The sequence below is a fragment of the Candidatus Rokuibacteriota bacterium genome, assembly GCA_016209385.1.
GTDB lineage: Bacteria > Methylomirabilota > Methylomirabilia > Rokubacteriales > CSP1-6 > JACQWB01.
Genome location: JACQWB010000237.1, coordinates 1 through 18,817, shown reverse-complemented (window position 1 = coordinate 18,817; position 18,817 = coordinate 1). Strand labels below are relative to the sequence as shown.

Sequence of the window (18,817 nt, the reverse complement as noted above, 5' to 3'; positions counted from 1 at the left end):
CCCGGCGTGGTAAAAGGCGGAAAACGTCACCAGGAGGTACATGCCATGGCACGCGCGGGTTTGTTCCCGGGATGGATTGCGCTCCTGCTGGTGGTCCTGCAGCTCGTCGGGGTCGCCCCGGTTCCGGCGGAGGCGGCCGAGTTCCGGCTGAAGGGCGTATCCAACAGCCGGCCCCAGGTCCAGTTCAAGATGTGGGAGTTGATGGAGCAGGAGCTGGCCAGGCGGACGGGCGGTCAGATCAAGCTCGACGTGACGAGCCTGCCGGAGTTGGGCCTGACGGGCTTCGAGCTGGTCCGCGTGATGCGGGCGGGCCTGGTGGACATGGCGGATGTCCTGCCCACCTACGTGTCCGGCGACGTGCCGCTGATCGAAGGGGTGGATCTCCCCGGCCTCTTCAGCCTGGAGGAGTTCGACAAGTCCCACAAGGCGCACCTCGCGTGGCACAAAGTCATGAAGGCCAACGAGGCCAAGCTGGGCGGTGTCTTCATCGGTTCTTACGCGTACGCGCACCAGGTCCTTTACAGCCGCAAGCCGATCCGCGACCTCGCCGACCTGAAGGGTGTCAAGGTGCGCGTTTTCGGGGCGGCCCAGACGGATTTCGTCAAAGCCCTCGGCGCCGAACCGGTCTCTTTGCCCGTGGCCGAGGTCTACACCGCGCTCGAGCGGGGCACGGTGGACGCCGCGATCACCGGGACGATCGCGGGCTTCAGCCTCAAGTGGTACGAGGTGACCCAGCACATGGTGGATCTCCAGATCGGACCCGTCATGATTGCCCTGGTCGTCAGCAAGAGGACCTGGGACAAGCTTTCGCCTGACCTTCGGAAAGCCCTGGAGCAGGTAGCCGCTGACGTCACCGCGAAGGGGTGGGCGCTGGCCCGGACCAGCACCGTGGATGGCATCGAGGGGAACAAGAAGAAGGGGATGAAGTGGCTCGAGTTCAGGCCCGAGTGGAAACCCGTCATCCGGGAGGCGGTCCAGAAGAGCGTGCTCCCCGGCTGGGCGAAGCGGGCGGGAGCCGACGGCAAGGCGGCCTTCAACGAGGTTCTCGCCTCGTTCACGGGGTTCACGGTCCCCTAAGGGCCTGACCCAGCACCAGAGCCAAAACCGTCAGCGTGGCGTCAGCAGGCGCTGAGCGCCTTCGGACATTCCGGAGAGCAGGGCTCAATGGAGCTCCTCGCAGACCGTGATCCTGAAGAGGCGCGGTAGCACGACTGTCTGCGGTTATGGCGTTGTTTCAGCACAGCCCCGCAGGGTTTCCGAGTCGCCGGGTGCCCAACGGAATCGACCCCGTGTTTCAGCCGCGACCCCGTTTTCGCCAGTCCCAGCAGACACTTACAGCTCGTCCGGCACCTAAAAAAGAATTGGGACGACTAAAACGCATCGACGAAAGTAAGCAGGACTTTCGGGGCCGGTGGTTCTCCTGAATTGCCACGCTTGTTTTTCATGCCAGTTGGCGCTATACTTTGTGCCAGATTGGTAGGAACGCGATGGTGAGTACAGCCCGACTCGTCGAAACACTCGGTGGCAGGAGTATCGTTAAGGGCCGTCCCTTGAACTACGATACCCTAATTGCGCGGGTGAGGTCGGGGCTTCCGTACATCGCGCTCGAGGCCATTGTCACACGCTTTGAGATACCGCGAGAACGCCTCGTACGTGTCTTGGACCTTCCCCTCCGCACCCTTGCCCGCCGCAAGAAAGAGGGTCGGCTAAGGGCAGACGAGTCGGACCGCCTACTCCGCCTCGCATTGGTCGCCACGCTCGCCGAAGAAGTTCTTGGGAGCAGAGAACACGCCGTGGCCTGGCTGCGCAAGCCCAACAGAGCTTTAGGGGGGACCAACCCACTCGATCGACTTGATACCGAAATTGGCGAACAACAGGTCGAGCAGCTTCTGCTTCGCATCGCACACGGTGTTTACAGCTGATCCGAGTCTGGCGTATATGTAAAGCGGAATACGCTGCTTTCGATGGCGAGGGCGCAAGGCTTTCCGGCGGCAGATGGAATCACCCGGGAAGGCCGGTGGTATACATGTCCTCAACGCTTGCCCTCGCCACGCTTGAGCTCTTCGTCCATCTCGATGCGTCAGAAGTCCCGGAAGATCTTGTCGCTATTCCGGCTGGCATTCCAGCAGCCCTACAAATAGCTCGGATTAAACCTACACAACTACCAGCCGACTGGAGGCACTATCCGGCACCCCAATCGCTCGGTGACATCGGAACACGCTGGGCCCGTGAAGGGAAGACCGCGATTCTTACTGTACCTTCGGCCATCATACCCACCGAGTTAAACTACCTCCTCAATCCGGTGCACCCGGCCTTCAAACAAATCCGCGTCGGTAAGCCGGCACCGTTCCAGTTCGATCCCCGTATGTTTATGCGCTAACCGGCGTTTCAGCCACAGCTACGTTTTCACGCGCTAGGTTCGATGGTTGCGCCGAGCTTAGTCGACAGACATCCGGCGCGCTAAAACATCGGAATCGAAGTCACCCGCGTTGAGGCCCTGAACGCGCAGCTTCGCCGGCGGAAGGCACGCGCAGGGGTGCTGAAGGCGAGCATCAGCCGCCGGCGGGTGTCGTTAGCGACCTCCCCGTTGGCGAGGCGCACGTTGGGGAGGTAGCGAAAACGTCTACGGCCGCTATGCCATCGTGAGCGACGCCGACCTCCAGGAGGCCTCCCGCCGGCTCGCGGGCGCGTTTTCGGGTACATTAGGGCAGGTTGATGTTGACTCTTGCCAGATAAGTGGGCAGAATCTTTGACGCGAGCCGTTAGCTCAGCAGGTAGAGCACCTGCCTTTTAAGCAGGGGGTCGGTGGTTCGATCCCACCACGGCTCACCAGGTTTTCCAGGAACTTGCGGGGCGCCTTCTCCGGCGCCCATCGTTTTTGCTACCATTTTGCTACCACTCGCGTCGTCGAGTCGGTCCACGGCCGCCTTGTTCCCCGTCGGGAGATGGCCCCTTTCAGCCTGGTCGCGAAGACCGGGGGCGCTGTTGGTTGCGGTCTTGCGCGGGATAGCGGCACGAGCCTTGGGACCCGTTTTCGGGAGGGGTTGCCTATGGATCGCGGAGCGAAACCGGGCCAGAGCCATCCGTTAGGAGCGACGGTGTACCCGGAAGGCGTCAACTTTTGCGTGTACTCCAAGAGTTGCACTGCCCTGGAATTGCTCCTGTTCGACGCGGTCGATGACCCGAAACCTGCGCGCGTCATCGCGCTGGATCGTCGGCAGAACCGGACTTTTCATTACTGGCACGTGCTCCTGCCGGGCCTGAAACCAGGCCAGATATATGCGTACCGGGCCCATGGGCCGAACGAGCCGGCACGGGGACTGCGCTACGACGGGAGCAAGACTCTGCTTGACCCTTATGGTCGCAGCGTGGCTGTCCCCGGAAACTACGACCCTGAAGCGGCCGCGCGTCCGGGAGACAACACGGCCACGGCGATGAAAAGTGTAGTGGTAGACCCAACCACTTATGACTGGGAAGGCGACGCCCCGCTCCGCCGGCCCTTCGCCAAGACGGTGATCTACGAGATGCATGTGGGCGGATTCACCCGGCATCCTAACTCCGGCGTCTCGGCAAGGAACCGGGGCACCTATGCCGGGCTGATCGAGAAGATGCCGTACCTCAAAGACCTGGGCGTGACTGCCGTGGAGCTGTTACCGGTCTTCCAGTTCGACGAACGGGCAGCGCCTCGGGGTCTGACCAACTATTGGGGCTATGAACCCGTCTCCTTTTTTGCGCCCCACTGCGGTTACAGTTCCCACCGGGATCCGCTCAAGGTGTTGGACGAGTTCCGGGATATGGTCAAGGCGCTGCACCGGGCCGGAATCGAGGTCATTCTGGATGTCGTCTACAACCACACCGCCGAAGGCGATGAGTCAGGCCCGACGTTCTGCTTCAAAGGGCTGGAAAACAGCGCGTACTACATCTTGCGCGAGGACAACGCCCGGTACGCGGATTACAGCGGAACCGGCAATACCCTGAATGCCAATCACGCCGTTGTGCGCCGGATGATCCTGGACAGTCTGCGTTACTGGGTGGAGAAAATCCATGTGGATGGATTCCGTTTTGATCTCGCCTCCATTCTGTCGAGGGACGAGCACGGTCGTCCGCTTGCCAATCCCCCCATCGTCTGGGACATCGAAACCGATCCGGTCTTGAGCGGCACCAAGTTGATCGCCGAGGCCTGGGATGCAGCGGGACTCTACCAGGTGGGCAGTTTCCTCGGGGACCGGTGGAGGGAGTGGAATGACCGGTTCCGCGATGATGTCCGGGCTTTCCTGAAGGGTGATGAGGGCTGCGCGGCGAGGCTGGCGGAGCGGTTCCTTGCCAGCCCCGATATCTTCGAACATGAGTGCCGCGAGCCGGAGCAGAGCATCAACTTCGTGACCTGCCACGACGGGTTCACGCTGAATGACCTGGTCTCCTACAACGAGAAGCACAACCGGGCCAACGGGGAGGGAAACCGGGACGGTCGTGACCACAACCTGAGCTGGAACTGTGGCGTGGAGGGACCCACCGATGATCCGGCTGTGGAGCGGTTGCGTGCCCGACAGATCAAGAATTTCTTGACCATCACGCTGCTGGCCCTTGGTGTGCCCATGATCTCGATGGGCGATGAGGTACGGCGGAGCCAGCGCGGCAACAACAATGCGTATTGCCAGGACAACGAAATCAGCTGGGTTGACTGGTCCCTGCTGGAGAGGCATAGGGACATCCATCGCTTCGGGAAGGGCCTGATCCGTTTCCGCCTGAACCTCTCCGTTTACGGGAACGAACGGGATCTGAGCCTTGCGGACCTGATGCGGGAGGCCCGGATCCAGTGGCATAGCGTGAAGCTCGGTCAGCCCGATTGGGCCCCCTGGTCACATAGCCTGGCGTTCACGGTGCAGGGAGCGGAGCAGTCGCTTCACATTATCTTCAACGCCTATTGGGAGGCCCTCACCTTCGAGATTCCTCCACCGCCGCGAAACGGCGCGGCGCTGTGGAGACGCGTGATCGATACGTATCTGGATCCCCCGCAGGATTTCTGCGAACTGTCCGAAGCGCCAGTCGTGAGTGGACCAACCTATGTGGCGCAGCCACGTTCGGTGGTGGTCCTGGTTAGTTAGAGGTCGGGAAGGCCGACCGAGGCAGAGAGCCTCGACCGCGGAGGTGAGCGCACTGTGAAGATCCTGGTGATCAATTCCGGCAGCTCCTCCATCAAGTACCGGTTGTTCGGGATGGAAGACTGCGCGACGCACGCCTCCGGACTCCTGGAACGCATCGGCGAGGCGAACGGGCGCCTCACGCATCACGTGCACGGCGGGGCAGGGGAGTATCGGCCGTGGGTCCAGGAGCGAGCGGTGCCCGATCACCGGCAGGGGCTGGCTTGGATCGGTGAGGTCATGCGCGCGTCGCGTGTCCTGCAGGGACTCGGCGAGCTTTACGCTATCGGACATCGGGTGGTGCACGGCGGGGAGACGTTCAAGGCTCCGGCGCTGGTCACCGATCAGGTCATCGAAGGAATCCGCCGGGCGGCCGCCCTGGCCCCCTTGCACAACCCGGCCAATCTCCTGGGGATCGAGGTCGCCCGCGAGTTTGCTCCCGAGGTGCCCCAGGTGGCTGTGTTCGACACCGCATTTCATCAGACCATGCCGGCACGCGCCTTTCTGTACGCCTTGCCGTACGAGCTGTACGAAGGCCTCGGCGTGCGCCGCTACGGCTTCCACGGGACCTCGCATCACTACGTCGCCAAAGAGGCCGCGCGGTTCCAGGGGCGCCCGTTGGAGTCGCTCGATCTCATCACGCTCCACCTGGGAAACGGGGCAAGCGCTGCCGCCATCCGGAGAGGGCAGAGCGTGGACACCTCCATGGGCTTGACGCCGCTCGAGGGCCTGGTGATGGGTACGCGTTCGGGCGATCTCGACCCGGCCATTCCGTTTTTTCTCGCGCAGCGGACAGGGAAGAGCCTCGCCGAGGTCGAGAAACTGTTGAACGAGGCAAGCGGTTTGAAGGGCCTGTGCGGACGAAACGACATGCGGGAGGTGCTGGGCCTCGCCGAGGCTGGCGACCCGAACGGGCGGCTCGCCGCGGAAGTGTTCTGCTACCGGGTCCGCAAATATATCGGCGCCTATCTGGCCGTGCTCGGCCGCCTGGATGCGCTCGTTTTCACCGGTGGGATCGGCGAGAATAGCCCGGCGATTCGGGCCCGTTGCTGCGAAGGGCTGGCAGGCCTTGGCATCCTCGTCGACCCCGACAGGAACGAGGCCGCTGCGGACGGCCCCTGCGAGATCCAGCCGGCGGGTGCAGCGGTGCAGGTTCTCGTGATACCGACCAACGAAGAACTGGAGATTGCGCGGCAGACCCTGGAGATTATCGCCGGGTAACTATTGCGGCCCGGTCCGAACGGTCGCGAACAGCTTGGCAATCAAACTCCGGGCTTCCTCCTGGATCTGCCGGAGGTGCCCGCTGCCACGGAAGCTCTCGGCATAGAGTTTGTAGACCTCTTCGGTCCCGCTTGGACGGGCTGTGAACCAACCGTGCTCGGTGATCACCTTGAGCCCGCCGATCGGGCTGCCGTTGCCTGGCGCATTCGTCAGCATGGCTCGGATGGGCTCTCCCGCGAGCTCCGAGGCTCGCACGTACTCCGGCGAGAGCTTTTGCAAGATTGCTTTTTGCTCACGCGTTGCCGGCGCATCGATGCGCTCGTAGACCGGATCACCGAGTTCGCGGGTGAGGTCGCGATACAGCTCCGCCGGATCGCGGCCGGTTCGCGCCATCATTTCCGCGGCGAGGAGATCCATGATGATGCCGTCCTTGTCTGTCGTCCACACCGTCCCGTCGCGCCGGAGGAACGAGGCTCCCGCACTCTCTTCACCGCCAAACCCCAGTGAACCTGTGAGGAGGCCATCGACAAACCATTTGAACCCCACCGGCACCTCGAGCAGGTTCCTGCCCACCTTGGCGGTGACGCGATCGATCATGCTGCTGCTCACGACGGTCTTGCCCACCGCGGCCTCTCTCGGCCAGTCTGCGCGATGCGTGAAGAGGTAGAAGATGGCTGCGGCCAGATAATGGTTCGGGTTCATGAGCCCGGCGCTCCGCGTGACGATGCCGTGCCGGTCGTGATCCGTGTCGTTCCCGAAGGCAACGTCGAAGCGGTCCTTCAGCGCGATCAACCTGGCCATGGCGTGCGGCGAGGAGCAATCCATGCGAATCTTGCCGTCCCAATCCACGCTCATGAACCGGAAGGTGGGATCCACGGTGTCGTTTACCAGCTCCACCTCGACGCCATAGCGCTCGGTGATGGGCCGCCAGTACGCCACGCCCGCACCGCCGAGTGGATCCGCGCCAATCCGGAGCTTGGCGGCGCGGATGGCCTCCATGTCCACGATGGCGGCGAGGTCGGCCACGTAAGCGCTGATGTAGTCGCAGCCGTGGGTCGTTGCCGCCTTTCGCGCCCGCTCGTAGGGGATCCGGACCACGCCGTTGAGCCCATCGGCCAGCAGCGCATTGGCCCTCGCCTCAATCGACCCGGTCACACGGGTATCCGCAGGTCCGCCGTGCGGCGGGTTGTATTTGAACCCGCCGTCTTCAGGTGGGTTGTGTGAAGGCGTGATGACGATGCCGTCGGCCAGGCCGGTCGCGCGGCCGCGGTTGTATGCCAGGATGGCGTGGGAGATGACCGGGGTCGGTGTGTACCCGCCGTCGTGGTCGATCATGACCTCCACACCGTTGGCCGCAAGCACCTCAAGCGCGGTCATGAGCGCGGGGTCGGAGAGCGCGTGCGTGTCCCTGCCGATGAAGAGTGGACCGTCAGTACGCTCGCGGCGCCGGTGCTCGCAGATCGCCTGGGTGATGGCCAGGATGTGCGCCTCGTTGAACGTGCCGTGGAACGCCGAGCCGCGGTGTCCGCTGGTGCCGAAGCTGACCCGTTGGGCGGGATCCCCGGGGTCCGGCTTCCGGACATAGTACTGCTCGCGGAGCTTGCCGACATCAATCAGCAGCTCCGGGGGAGCCGGGTGTCCGGCCAGCGGATGCAGCGTCATCGGTTCACAATCACGTCAGCGCTCGTACGGCCACTTCCAGTCACGGACCTCGGGCAGGTCGTCCCCATACTCAGCGACGTGCTCTTTGTGCTCGATGATCTTGTGCTGCATCGCTTGTTTGACGTAGGCGCCAATGGAGCCGAGCTGGGGCACGCGGTCGACCACGTCGTTCACCAGGTGCCACCGATCGATATCGTTGAGCACGCACATGTCGAACGGCGTGGTCGTGGTCCCCTCCTCCTTGTAGCCGCGCACGTGGAGCTGCGGGTGGTTCGTGCGGCGGTAGGTGAGGCGATGGATCAGCCATGGATAGCCGTGGAAGGCAAAGACAATGGGCTTGTCCCTCGTGAAGATCGCGTCAAAGTCCTTGTCGGACAGGCCGTGCGGGTGTTCGCTCTGGGGCTGGAGCTTCATCAGGTTGATCACGTTGACGACCCGGACCTTGAGGTCAGGGGCGTGCTGCCGGAGGAGGTCCACGGCGGCGAGGGTCTCGAGCGTCGGAATGTCGCCGCAGCAGGCCATGACAACATCGGGCTCGCTCCCTTTGTCCGTGCTCGCCCACTCCCAGATCCCAAGACCGGCCGTGCAGTGCTTGATCGCCGCGTCCATGTCGAGGTACTGGAGCGCCGGTTGTTTTCCGGCCACGACCACGTTGACGTAGTTGCGGCTGCGCAGGCAGTGATCGGCCACAGAGAGGAGCGTGTTGGCGTCGGGTGGGAGATAGACCCGGACCACCTCGGCTTTCTTGTTGACCACGTGATCGATGAAGCCGGGGTCCTGGTGGGAGAACCCGTTATGGTCCTGGCGCCACACGTGCGAGGTGAGGAGATAGGTGAGCGAGGCGATGGGCCGGCGCCACGGCAGGCCCCGGGTGACTTTGAGCCACTTCGCGTGCTGGTTGAACATGGAGTCCACGACGTGCACGAAGGCCTCGTACGTGGAAAAGAACCCGTGGCGTCCGGTCAGGAGGAACCCCTCGAGCCATCCCTGGCAGGTGTGCTCGCTGAGGATCTCCATCACGCGCCCATCCGGTGACAGATGCGCTTCCTTGTCGGCATCCTCGGCCAGTGTGTCGGCCACCCACGTCCGATCGGTCACCTCAAAGAGCGCGCCGAGACGGTTGGAAGCCGTTTCATCCGGACCGAACACCCGGAAGTTCCGCTCTTTCATGTTGAGCTTCATGATGTCGCGCAGGAAGTGCCCCAGCACGCGGGTTGCCTCGGCGGTAGTGGCGCCCGGCTTCTTGACGTCCACCGCATAGTGCCGGAAATCGGGCATTTTGAGGTCTTTGAGCAGGATCCCGCCATTGGCGTGCGGGTTGGCGCCCATGCGGCGATTGCCTTTTGGCGCGAGCTCCCCCAGCTCCGGTCTGAGCGTGCCGTTCTGGTCGAAGAGCTCTTCGGGCCTGTAGCTCTTCATCCACTGTTCGAGCAGCCTGACGTGATCGGGCTTGTCGGCCATTTCGGCGAACGGCACCTGATGCGACCGCCAGTAATTTGCGGCTCTCTTCCCATCGACCTCGTCGGGCCCTGTCCAGCCCTTCGGCGTACGCATGATGATCATGGGCCACCGTGGACGGCTCGCGACGCCATTGTTGCGGGCCTCGGTCTGCATGGCTTTGATCTCGGTGATCACCGTCTCCAGTGTCTCCGCCATGAGCTGGTGCATTTGGTTTGGCTCGGAGCCCTCGACGAAGTATGGTTTGTGGCCGTAGCCGATGAACAGCTTTTCCAGTTCGTCGTGGCTGATGCGCGCCAGCACGGTCGGGTTGGCAATCTTGTACCCGTTCAGGTGCAGGATCGGCAGCACCGCGCCGTCGTGAATCGGATTGAGGAACTTGTTCGAGTGCCAGGCCGCCGCCAGCGGGCCAGTCTCGGCCTCGCCGTCGCCCACGACGCAGGCGACGAGGAGATCGGGGTTGTCGAAGGCAGCGCCGTACGCATGGGAGACGGCGTAGCCCAGCTCACCGCCTTCGTGAATGGAGCCGGGGGTCTCGGGGGCCACGTGACTGGGAATGCCGTAGGGGAACGAGAACTGCTTGAACAGCTTTTTCATGCCCTCTTCATCCCGGGAGACGTTGGGATAGATCTCCGAGTAGGTCCCTTCCAGGTACGTATTGGCGACCAGGCCCGGGCCCCCGTGGCCAGGCCCGATAATGTACATCATGTTCAGATCGTACTTCTTGATGACGCGGTTGAGATGCACGTAGATGAAGTTCAATCCCGGCGTGGTTCCCCAGTGCCCCAGAAGCCTCGGCTTGACATGTTCGATTTTCAGCGGAACCTTCAAGAGGGGATTGTCATAGAGATAGATTTGCCCGACTGACAGGTAATTTGCTGCCCGCCAGTAGGCGTCCATCAGTTCGAGTTCCTTGTCCGTCAACAGGTTCGCCATCATTTCCCCCCTGATGTGAGAACTGGCCCTCCATCGCCTCCGTGTGCTTGCCGAGGCTCGCTGCGCTGTTACACAACGCCTTGGAAGATGTGCAAGGACTGTTTGCCCTCATCCCAGCTTGATCGGCACGGGCTCGACGCGCCAGATGTCCCTGCAGTACTCCCTGATGGCGCGGTCGGCGGAGAAGATCCCAATCCGCGCCACGTTGAGGATCGACATCTGTGTCCACTGCTCCGGGTTGTGCCAGGTGCGGTTGACCTGGTCCTGGCATGCCACGTAGAGCGGGTAGTCGGCCAGCAGCATGTACTCGTCGCGGTCGAGGAGGGACCCGATGAGCGGCTGGAACAGGTCCTGGTCCTCCCGGGCAAACGCCCCGGATCCGACAAGGTCAAGCACCTCGCGTAGCTCGGCGTTGCCCCCGTAGAGCTCTCGGGGCCGGTATCCCTCGGCCTTGTGCCGGAGCACTTCTTCGTCCGTCAGCCCGAAGCAGAAGAAGTTTTCGGCTCCCACCGCCTCGCGGATCTCCACGTTGGCGCCGTCGAGCGTCCCGATGGTCAGCGCCCCGTTGAGGGCGAACTTCATGTTGCCGGTACCGGACGCCTCCTTGCCGGCCGTGGAGATCTGCTCGGAAAGGTCCGCTGCCGGGTAAATGGTCTGGGCGGTGCTCACATTGAAGTCCGGGAAGAAGACCACCCTGAGCACGTCCTTGGTGTCCGGGTCGCGGTTGACCGTCGCGGCCACGGCGTTGATGAGCTTGATGATCAGCTTCGCCATGTAGTAGCCGGGGGCGGCTTTGCCGCCGAAGATGAACGTCCGCGGCATGACGTCGACGTGTTGCCCGTTCTTGAGGCGGTTGTAGAGGGTGAGCACGTGGAGGATGTTCAAATGCTGGCGCTTGTACTCGTGGATGCGCTTGACCTGGATATCGAAGAGGGACGACGGGTCGACCTCCACGCCAGCCACGCGCGCGATTCGGTCGGCGAGGCGGCGCTTGCACTCCTGCTTGACGCGGCGCCACTCCTCGCGGAAGGCCGGGTCGCGGGCGAACGACTCCAGCTGCGTGAGCTCGTCGAGGTCCCGGACCCATCTGTCGCCAATGGCGTCCGAGATCAGGCCGGCCAGCCGCGGGTTCGCGAGAAGCAGAAACCGGCGTGGCGTGACGCCGTTGGTCTTGTTGCTGAACTTGTCCGGCCAGAGGTCGTAGAAGTCGCGGAGCACGGTCCGCTTCAGGAGCTCGGTGTGGAGCTTCGCGACGCCGTTGATGGCGTGGCTCGCGACGCACGCGAGGTTCGCCATGCGGACGTGCTTTTCGGCGCCCTCGCCGATGAGCGAGAGCCTGGCGACGCGCCCATCGTCGCCGGGGTACTTCCGGCGGATGTCGTCGAGGAATCGCCGGTTGATCTCGTAGATGATCTCGAGGTGCCGCGGTAGCATCCGGCCGAAGAGCGGTAGCGGCCACGTCTCGAGGGCTTCGGGGAGCAGGGTGTGGTTGGTATAGGCGAACGTGCTCGTGGTGACGTGCCAGGCGGTATCCCAGTCCATCCGGTACTCGTCGACGAAGAGCCGCATCAGCTCCGCCACGGCCAGGGAGGGGTGGGTGTCGTTAAGCTGGACGGCGTATTTGCGGTGGAAGTGATCGAGCGTCTTCTCTCGCTGCAGATAGATGCGAATCATGTCCTGCAGGGAGCACGAGACGAAGAAGTACTGCTGCTCGAGGCGCAATTGTTTCCCCACCGCCGGCTCGTCGTTGGGGTAGAGCACTTTCGTGATGTTCTCCGAAATGACTTTCTCGTCGACGGCCTTATAGTAGTCGCCGATGTTGAACGCGTGAAAGTCGAACGACTCGCAGGCTTCGGCCCGCCACAGGCGGAGCGTGTTGGCGGTGTTGACTGCGTGGCCCATGACGGGGGTGTCGTACGGGACGCCGAGGACCACGCGCTCCGGGACCCAGCGCGCGCAGTAGCGCCCGGTCTCATCGGTGTACGGCTCGGTGTGTCCACCGAGCCTGACCTGGTAGGCGATCTCGGGCCGTGGGATCTCCCACGGGTTCCCGAGGCGGAGCCACTTGTCGGTCAACTCGACCTGCCACCCGTCGCGAATCGCCTGGTCGAAGATGCCGAACTCGTACCGGACACCGTAGCCGATCGCCGGGATCTCGAGCGTGGCCATGGAGTCCATGTAGCATGCGGCGAGCCTCCCGAGCCCGCCCGTGCCGAGCCCGGGCTCCTCTTCCTGTTCGAGGAGATCGTCGAGGGTAAGCCCCAGTTCGGCGACGGCCTTCCTGGCCTGGTCGTAGATCCCGAGGTTGATCAGGTTGTTGGCGAGCTGAGGCCCCATGAGGAACTCCGCGGAGAGGTACACGGCGGTCCGGCTCGCCTTGTCGAAGTAGGTCCGCACGGTGTTGATCCAGCGCTGCATGAGTCGGTCGCGCACCGCATATGCCAGGGCCAGGTAGTAGTCGTTCTTGGTGGCGACCGCGGGGAACTTTCCTTGATTGCAGAAGAGCTTGTCGAGCAGGTCACGCTTGAGGGCCTGGACCGTGTCGCCGACGTGCACCTTTTCGGTTTCAGCTTTCCCTGTACCGGGGCTGTCGCTCATAGACCCTCCTGTCGCCATTCTGACGAAGGCCCTCCGGCTGTGCGTCTACCCCGCTGAGCCACCTCGGCGAGATCCCGACGGTGCGGAGGCTCTTCAGGACGCGCTCGGGTGTCCCCCAGTCCGACCACGTGAGGGGCAGGAGCTTCGTCCCGCTTTGATCACCGACCGGGTCCCGACATGCAACGCGTGTACCCACGCACCCGCGCCAGGAACTCCGCGCGCCCTAACTAACGCTCTGATCGCTTTACCTGCTTCGTCGTTTTACGACAGCTTGGGCTGTGCGCGCAAGGGATGTAAATAGTGCAAGCCGCTTATTTTTCTGGGTTCCCGTGGGAGCGACTATGCGAACTGCGCATCGTGTCCGATCCCGTTCGACGATTAGCTTGACCAGCACACTCTAGGGTTGCCTGCTACCATACCACATCGGCGCGTCCTCACGGTCGGGAGCCTACACGCTGTGCAGCCGGGTGCTCGAGGGCTGACGGCCTTTTCTGCTACCACGCGGCCACCGAACCACCCCGTACGAAGGCAAAACCAGGGGTGCCTCAGCTTGCTCCTGATGTTCGGATTCTTGCGGAGTCAGGTCGTCTGAGATAGTCTGGTTGGCGGTTGAGCCGGACTCTTAGGCCGGGGTCGGTGGTTCGATCCCACCACGGCTTGCCAGGTCTGACCCCGTCGTCTAGCCAGGCCAAGGACGCGACCCTTTCAAGGTCGAGATCGCGGGTTCGAATCCCGCCGGGGTCACCACACTTTTTGCCAGTTTTGGGAGCAGAACGCCGGCAACCGGAACCGCCCCGGCGTCACCTGGCCTGTGAACCGATAGAAGTACCCGGGCGTACCACCAGCTACACCGACTGCGCTCTCTACCTTCTCGCAGCCCTTCCGCTCATCCTCCGTGCTCGCCCGCTCGAGAGCGTCATGTACGCGGTGCCTCTCATCTTCTGCGCCCTCTCGCCAGCGGGCTACTATTATTCCTTCCTGGTGCTCTTGGTGCTCCTCCCGTGGCGGGACGGGACCACGGATAGCGCCCGCCTCATCGAGATGGCGCTTCTCACCTTTATCATGGCGGTGAGCTACGCCCTCGAGCTCGCTTCGGATGAGCTCCTCCCCCTCTTCTACCAGGCATCGATCCAGGTGGGCCTTTTCTTCCTGTTTTGGCTCGGGTTCGAGTATGCGCGGCTCGCATCGCGAGGAAACAGGCTCACCACCGTGAGGGCTTCGTTCACGACAGAAGCTCCGCCGCAGTGATTCACGCTCCGTCACGGCTCGGCCGGTCACGATGACTGCCGTGGCGCTGACCGGGCGAGGCGCGGGCGCTCCGACCGACGCCGGCCGGCGAACGGATTGACTTTGCCAGAAACTTGGCTCACACTTGGCCCAGTTTTTCGCCTGGTTACGGGTCGTGTTCGGGCGTCAAGGAGAGGCGGATGGGGCAGCAGGGGATCCGGGATCTGGTCGGCCGCGTCATGCTCGATCCGGACTTCTTCGCGGAGCTCGTCCGCGCCCCCGAGGCCGTCCTGGACGAGTACGAGCTGACCCGCGAGGAGCGGGTGGCCCTGCTGCTGGCTGTGGCCAAAGCGCGGAGCAGGCCGACCCACCGGCAGGCGCAGACATTCCATCGGGCGCTGGTCAAGCGCTGGTCGACGTAGCCGCTCCGGGGGCGCCGTTGGCCAGGGAAGCCGACCTCGAGTTCCTCCGGACGATGGTGCTCTTCAAGGACCTTGCCGAACCCCACCTGGCGGCCCTCGCGCTCCGGCTCCGCGAGCGCCGGCTCGGAAAGGGCGAGATCCTCTTCCGACAAGGGGATCCCGGCCGGGAGCTCTTCCTCATCCGGGAGGGGAGCGTGGTGATCTCGAAGCCGGTCCTGGGTCGGGTGGAGCAGGTTCTGGCCCGGATGGGGCCGGGCGACTTTTTTGGCGAGATGAGCCTCTTCGATGAGTCCACGCGCTCGGCCACGGTCCAGGCCGAGACGAAGACGGTGCTGCTGTCGCTGGACCGCGAGAACCTCCACGAGTTCGTCGAGGTGAATCCCCAGGCGGCCGCCGCGTTCTTCTACCGGCTGGTCCAGGTCTTGATCCGGCGCATCAGGGAGACCGGCAACCTGGTGGCCGAGGTCACGCGCTGGGGGCTCGAGGCCACAGGGCTGGACGTGGATTATAAGTTCCCCGGCTGAGACCGGTGGCCCGCCAGAGCAATCTCGAGCTTCTCGTTCGCCGGGCCGACGAGGCAGGCTTTGAGGTCCGCAGGGTCCCGAGCGCGGTCGCCTACCTCCAGCATAAGCCCCAGCGCCTTGCCGATGACCAGTGCGAGGTGGCCCAGCTCGCCTCCGGCGGGGACGGGCGAGTCACCTACGTCCTGAAGAACCGGGCCACGGACCGCTACCTCCTCCTCACCGGACCCGAGCGCTTTCTCTGGGAGCGGATGGACGGACGAACCTCGCTCCAGGAGCTCGCCACCGCCTACGTCCTCCGCTACGGGTCCTTCGACTTCGACCTGATCCCCGCGCTGATCGCCAAGCTCCGACAGGCTGACCTCCTGACCCTGCGCCCAGCCTCGCGCCTCCGGGAGGTCCTGGCCCGCCACCGCCGGAACCCCGCCGCCCGGGCCGTGGAGGCGACCCTCCGGCGGCTGGAGCGCCTCACGCTCTCGAGCCAGCGCATCCACGCCCCGTTCGCCCGCATCTACCGGTGGGGAGGGCGGCTCCTCTTCACGCCGGCCTGCCTCGCGCTGGGAGTCGCGCTCGCCGGGCTCGGCGCCGTCTCGGCGTTCAGGCTCTGGCCCGACGCCGCTGAGGTCGCGGCGCCGCTGGGCCGGCACCCGCTCCTCTCGCTGGTGGTGGTCAAGGTCGTCCTCTTCGTCACGCTCGCGGTCCACCAGATCCTCCACGGGCTGGCCTGCGTCCACTACGGGCGCCGAGTCCGCGAGTACGGCTTCACGCTGCTCCACGGGTTCGTCCCCACTTTCTTCGTGGACGTCACCGACATCTTCATGGCGAGTCGGCGGGCCCGGGTCGTCACCGCCCTGTCTGGGCCTTTGATCCACCTCTACCTCGGCAGCTTCTACCTGTGGGCGGCGACCCAGATGCCTGCGGGACTCCTCCAGAGCTTCACCGCGGTCTCCGGAGTCCTCCAGTTACAGGCCCTGTTCGTGAGCCTCTATCCCTTCTGCTTCCTGGAGATGGACGGCTACCACATCCTGGTGGACCTTCTGGGGGTGCCGACGCTCAAGCAGGACTCGTGGCAGTTCGTGGGCCACGAATTCTTGCGGCGGCTGGCGGATCGCTGGAGGCTCACACGCCAGGAAGCGATGTGGGTTGGCTACTTCGCCCTCTCGCTCGTCTCGCTCGTCGCCTTCGTGGCGCTGAACCTCTGGGGACTGCTCCACGCCGGCGGCGGGCCCTGAGCGGGATCAGGCGCCGGGCTCTTCGCTGGGCTCGCGCTGCGCCAGCAGGTCCGAGAGCCGTTTCAGGATCTCGAACGTGAGCTGGGCGCGGTTCCTGATGAGCCAGTCCAGCTGATCGGTCCGGATCACCAGGAGCTGGACGTCGGTCGCCGCGACAGCGCTCGCGGAGCGGGGCGCCTTCCGAAACAGCGCCATCTCGCCGAGCAGCTCCCCCTCGCCGAGGGTGCGGATGACCCGCTCGCTGCCATCGGTGCGCTTGCGGATGTCGACCTTCCCGGAGTGGACGACGAAGGCCTCGCCGCGGGCGTCGTCGCCCTCCTTGAAGATGATCTGTCCCGGCTCGAACTGGCGCCGCGGGAGGTCGCCGACGGTCAGGTTCTTGTAGATCTCGAGCCCGATCGACGGCAGGTGCGACTTCGCCTCGACGGGCAGCCCCGCGTTCGTCCAGCCGCCGAGGCCGCCCCTCAGGATCCGGACGTTCCGGTGGCCACGCTGCCGGAGCTGCTGGGTCACCCGGGAACTCGTCTGCTCGTCGCGGCTCGCGCAGTACGTGATGATCGGCTGCCTCGGCTCAACCTGGAGCTCGAAGCGTCCTCCTTCGATGTCTTCGGGTGCGAGCCGGATGGCTCCGGGCAGCTTGAGGGGGCTCGTCTCGAAGTCGTTCGACGTTCGCACGTCGAGGAAGATCGGATTCTGTCCGCTCTCCATGAGTCCGATGACCTGGGCCGGGACGATCCGAAACCGGTTGCGCCACCAGCGACGGGCCCAGATGCCGCCGTAGCCGCTGGCGCTGACCAGGGTGACGCCGAGCGCGACCCACGCCCACGGGAACGGCTGCGGCGGCGGGTTCTTGATCTTGTCGTCGGCCTCGGCGCGCATCCGCTTGACGTCCGGGAGGTTTGAAACGATCTTGTCGGCCTGCTCGAACTGGCGGTCGGCGCGCGTGAAGCGATCGTTGAAGAAATCGCGGAGGCCTGCCCACCAGACGGTGTTGAAGCGGCTCTGGGCGCCGGGCGTGACCTCGGTGCCCTTGATGAACTGGCGCACCGCATCGGAGGGGATGACGAAGTTGAAGCCCTGGACGATGCTCCCCTCGGGGCCCGGTGCCAGCGACACGAAGGTCAGGACACCGACCACCTCGCCGCGGCTGTTGACGGCCGGCCCGCCCGAGTTGCCCCACGCGGCAGGCGCGTCGGTCTGGATCATGGGCTGGTTGGAGACGTCCTCCTTGAAGCCCGAGACGGCCCCGTTGGTGACCGAGGCCTCCATGCTGGCGCTCTGGTTGAGGAGCTCGTGGCTGAGCACGACGCCGGGGAAGCCCAGGATGTGGATCGGGTCGCCGATCTTGACGACCTTCGAGTCCGCGACGGGCAGCACCGGGTAGTCTCGGCCGGCGACCTTGAGAAGGGCCAGGTCCCGGCCGGACACCTGACCCGGTTCGAGGCTCAACGGCGGGGTGTATTTTTTTACCTCGGCGGGCAGCCGGGTGCCGTTGGAGAGCAGGACGGAGATCTGCGGGGTGAGCTTCACCTTGGCGTTGGGGACGACGCTGTCGTGGACCTGCCGCTTCAGCTGCTCTTCGACCTCGGGACGCTGGGCGGGCTTGAGTCCGGCGCGTTTCAGGAGAGCGGGCAGACAGGTGGTTTCCGCCGCGCGGCGGGCGAAGCTGTTGATCATCCAGCGTCCGGGCGTGTGAGCGGGCTGGACGACATGGGCGTTGGTGACGACGAGGCCGCTTGGATCGATGAACCATCCGGTGCCGGTTTCGCGGAAGACCGGCGGCGTGGCCGTCGTTTCCCCGGAGCCGCAGTTGAGTCGCACCTCCGCGGAAACCTCGGCGACGATCAGCGCCACGGCAGGCTTGGCCCTGAGCAGCGCTTCCGGGACACTGAGCGGACGCTCGGCTCGGGCAGGGACGGCTTCCCCGAGTACGAGGCCGAGGGCGACCCCTAGCGCGACCGCGACGGGCTTGGGCGGCACGGGCCCAATTTTATCTCGGCTCGGCCGCGAAAAGAAGAAGGCCCCAGGGGTCACCTCCTGGGGCCTTCGGCGAGTTACTTCCGGGTTACTTCAGGATCTGGATGGCTGCCTTCGCCTTCTCGGCTGCCACCGTGGTGTTGCCGGCCTTGCACGCGACCTCGGCCTCTTTGATCAGGGTCCGGGCCTTGGCGATGCTGGGTGGCTGAGCCTTCGCACCAGCGAGGGCACGGGGCGCCTGGACTTCCTGACCCCGAGGGGCCTGGACTTCCTGACCGCGTGGCGCCTGGACTTCTTGGCCACGGGGGGCCTGGACTTCCTGACCCCGAGGGGCCTGGACTTCCTGACCGCGTGGCGCCTGGACTTCTTGGCCACGGGGGGCCTGGACTTCCTGACCCCGAGGGGCCTGCACTTCCTGACCG

14 protein-coding genes and 2 tRNA genes are annotated in these 18,817 nt (G+C 64.5%); 11 read left to right on the top strand and 5 right to left on the bottom strand.

The annotated features are described in order from the left end of the window. Positions 1 to 45 precede the first annotated feature (45 nt). From dctP to HY726_17730, 6 genes are all read left to right on the top strand, one after another. Entirely contained in the window at positions 46 to 1,077 is a 1,032-nt protein-coding gene (gene dctP / locus HY726_17755; GenBank protein ID MBI4610840.1) for a TRAP transporter substrate-binding protein DctP, read from the top strand. A 410-nt stretch (positions 1,078 to 1,487) separates the two neighbouring features. Further along, positions 1,488 to 1,922, top strand: coding sequence for a DUF2384 domain-containing protein (locus tag HY726_17750; GenBank protein MBI4610839.1), 435 nt, complete (start codon positions 1,488 to 1,490; stop codon positions 1,920 to 1,922). After that, positions 1,919 to 2,380: an RES family NAD+ phosphorylase gene (locus HY726_17745; protein ID MBI4610838.1), complete on the top strand. Its 462-nt coding sequence runs from the start codon at positions 1,919 to 1,921 to the stop codon at positions 2,378 to 2,380. Before HY726_17750 ends, HY726_17745 begins: the two co-directional genes overlap by 4 nt. A gap of 376 nt (positions 2,381 to 2,756) precedes the next feature. Further along, positions 2,757 to 2,832, top strand: a tRNA-Lys gene (locus HY726_17740). Positions 2,833 to 3,050: 218 nt separating this feature from the next. Next, positions 3,051 to 5,105 (top strand): glycogen debranching protein GlgX, encoded by a 2,055-nt coding sequence (glgX, locus tag HY726_17735; GenBank protein ID MBI4610837.1) that lies wholly within the window; start codon positions 3,051 to 3,053, stop codon positions 5,103 to 5,105. A 54-nt stretch (positions 5,106 to 5,159) separates the two neighbouring features. Next, entirely contained in the window at positions 5,160 to 6,362 is a 1,203-nt protein-coding gene (locus HY726_17730) for an acetate kinase (protein ID MBI4610836.1), read from the top strand. Here the strand turns inward: HY726_17730 and HY726_17725 are convergent, their stop codons facing one another. The 3 genes from HY726_17725 to HY726_17715 form a co-directional block, all read right to left on the bottom strand. Continuing rightward, positions 6,363 to 8,024, bottom strand: coding sequence for an alpha-D-glucose phosphate-specific phosphoglucomutase (locus HY726_17725; protein MBI4610835.1), 1,662 nt, complete (start codon positions 8,022 to 8,024; stop codon positions 6,363 to 6,365). A gap of 15 nt (positions 8,025 to 8,039) precedes the next feature. Continuing rightward, positions 8,040 to 10,421 carry a phosphoketolase family protein gene (locus tag HY726_17720; protein ID MBI4610834.1) on the bottom strand — a complete coding sequence of 794 codons (2,382 nt, stop codon included), beginning with the start codon at positions 10,419 to 10,421 and terminating at the stop codon, positions 8,040 to 8,042. A 105-nt stretch (positions 10,422 to 10,526) separates the two neighbouring features. After that, positions 10,527 to 13,016 (bottom strand): glycogen/starch/alpha-glucan phosphorylase, encoded by a 2,490-nt coding sequence (locus HY726_17715; GenBank protein MBI4610833.1) that lies wholly within the window; start codon positions 13,014 to 13,016, stop codon positions 10,527 to 10,529. Between the two features lie 668 nt (positions 13,017 to 13,684). Between HY726_17715 and HY726_17710 the strand changes: the two genes are divergently transcribed. The 5 genes from HY726_17710 to HY726_17690 all read left to right on the top strand — a co-directional run bounded on the left by HY726_17710 (position 13,685) and on the right by HY726_17690 (position 16,418). After that, a tRNA-Glu gene (locus HY726_17710) sits at positions 13,685 to 13,763 on the top strand. A gap of 171 nt (positions 13,764 to 13,934) precedes the next feature. After that, positions 13,935 to 14,264 (top strand): hypothetical protein, encoded by a 330-nt coding sequence (locus tag HY726_17705; GenBank protein MBI4610832.1) that lies wholly within the window; start codon positions 13,935 to 13,937, stop codon positions 14,262 to 14,264. Positions 14,265 to 14,443: 179 nt separating this feature from the next. Then, on the top strand, positions 14,444 to 14,665 hold the full coding sequence (locus tag HY726_17700; GenBank protein MBI4610831.1) for a hypothetical protein: 222 nt from the start codon (positions 14,444 to 14,446) through the stop codon (positions 14,663 to 14,665). Positions 14,666 to 14,682: 17 nt separating this feature from the next. After that, positions 14,683 to 15,189, top strand: coding sequence for a cyclic nucleotide-binding domain-containing protein (locus HY726_17695; protein ID MBI4610830.1), 507 nt, complete (start codon positions 14,683 to 14,685; stop codon positions 15,187 to 15,189). A 5-nt stretch (positions 15,190 to 15,194) separates the two neighbouring features. After that, complete coding sequence (locus HY726_17690; protein ID MBI4610829.1) at positions 15,195 to 16,418, top strand: hypothetical protein; 1,224 nt, start codon at positions 15,195 to 15,197, stop codon at positions 16,416 to 16,418. Positions 16,419 to 16,424: 6 nt separating this feature from the next. On the opposite strand, the gene HY726_17685 is transcribed toward HY726_17690, so the two are convergent. Together HY726_17685 and HY726_17680 are read right to left on the bottom strand one after the other, a co-directional pair. Continuing rightward, positions 16,425 to 18,398 carry a trypsin-like peptidase domain-containing protein gene (locus tag HY726_17685; protein MBI4610828.1) on the bottom strand — a complete coding sequence of 658 codons (1,974 nt, stop codon included), beginning with the start codon at positions 18,396 to 18,398 and terminating at the stop codon, positions 16,425 to 16,427. Between the two features lie 85 nt (positions 18,399 to 18,483). Next, the coding region (locus HY726_17680) for a hypothetical protein (protein ID MBI4610827.1) at positions 18,484 to 18,817 on the bottom strand (334 nt) is incomplete at its 5' end.

Bases quoted from the DNA above. Each gene is read 5' to 3' on its own strand.
- dctP (MBI4610840.1), top strand. From the start codon at position 46: ATGGCACGCGCGGGTTTGTTCCCGGGATGGATTGCGCTCCTGCTGGTG.
- HY726_17750 (MBI4610839.1), top strand. From the start codon at position 1,488: ATGGTGAGTACAGCCCGACTCGTCGAAACACTCGGTGGCAGGAGTATC.
- glgX (MBI4610837.1), top strand. From the start codon at position 3,051: ATGGATCGCGGAGCGAAACCGGGCCAGAGCCATCCGTTAGGAGCGACG.
- HY726_17725 (MBI4610835.1), bottom strand. From the start codon at position 8,024: ATGACGCTGCATCCGCTGGCCGGACACCCGGCTCCCCCGGAGCTGCTG.
- HY726_17720 (MBI4610834.1), bottom strand. From the start codon at position 10,421: ATGATGGCGAACCTGTTGACGGACAAGGAACTCGAACTGATGGACGCC.
- HY726_17715 (MBI4610833.1), bottom strand. From the start codon at position 13,016: ATGAGCGACAGCCCCGGTACAGGGAAAGCTGAAACCGAAAAGGTGCAC.
- HY726_17705 (MBI4610832.1), top strand. From the start codon at position 13,935: ATGTACGCGGTGCCTCTCATCTTCTGCGCCCTCTCGCCAGCGGGCTAC.
- HY726_17700 (MBI4610831.1), top strand. From the start codon at position 14,444: ATGGGGCAGCAGGGGATCCGGGATCTGGTCGGCCGCGTCATGCTCGAT.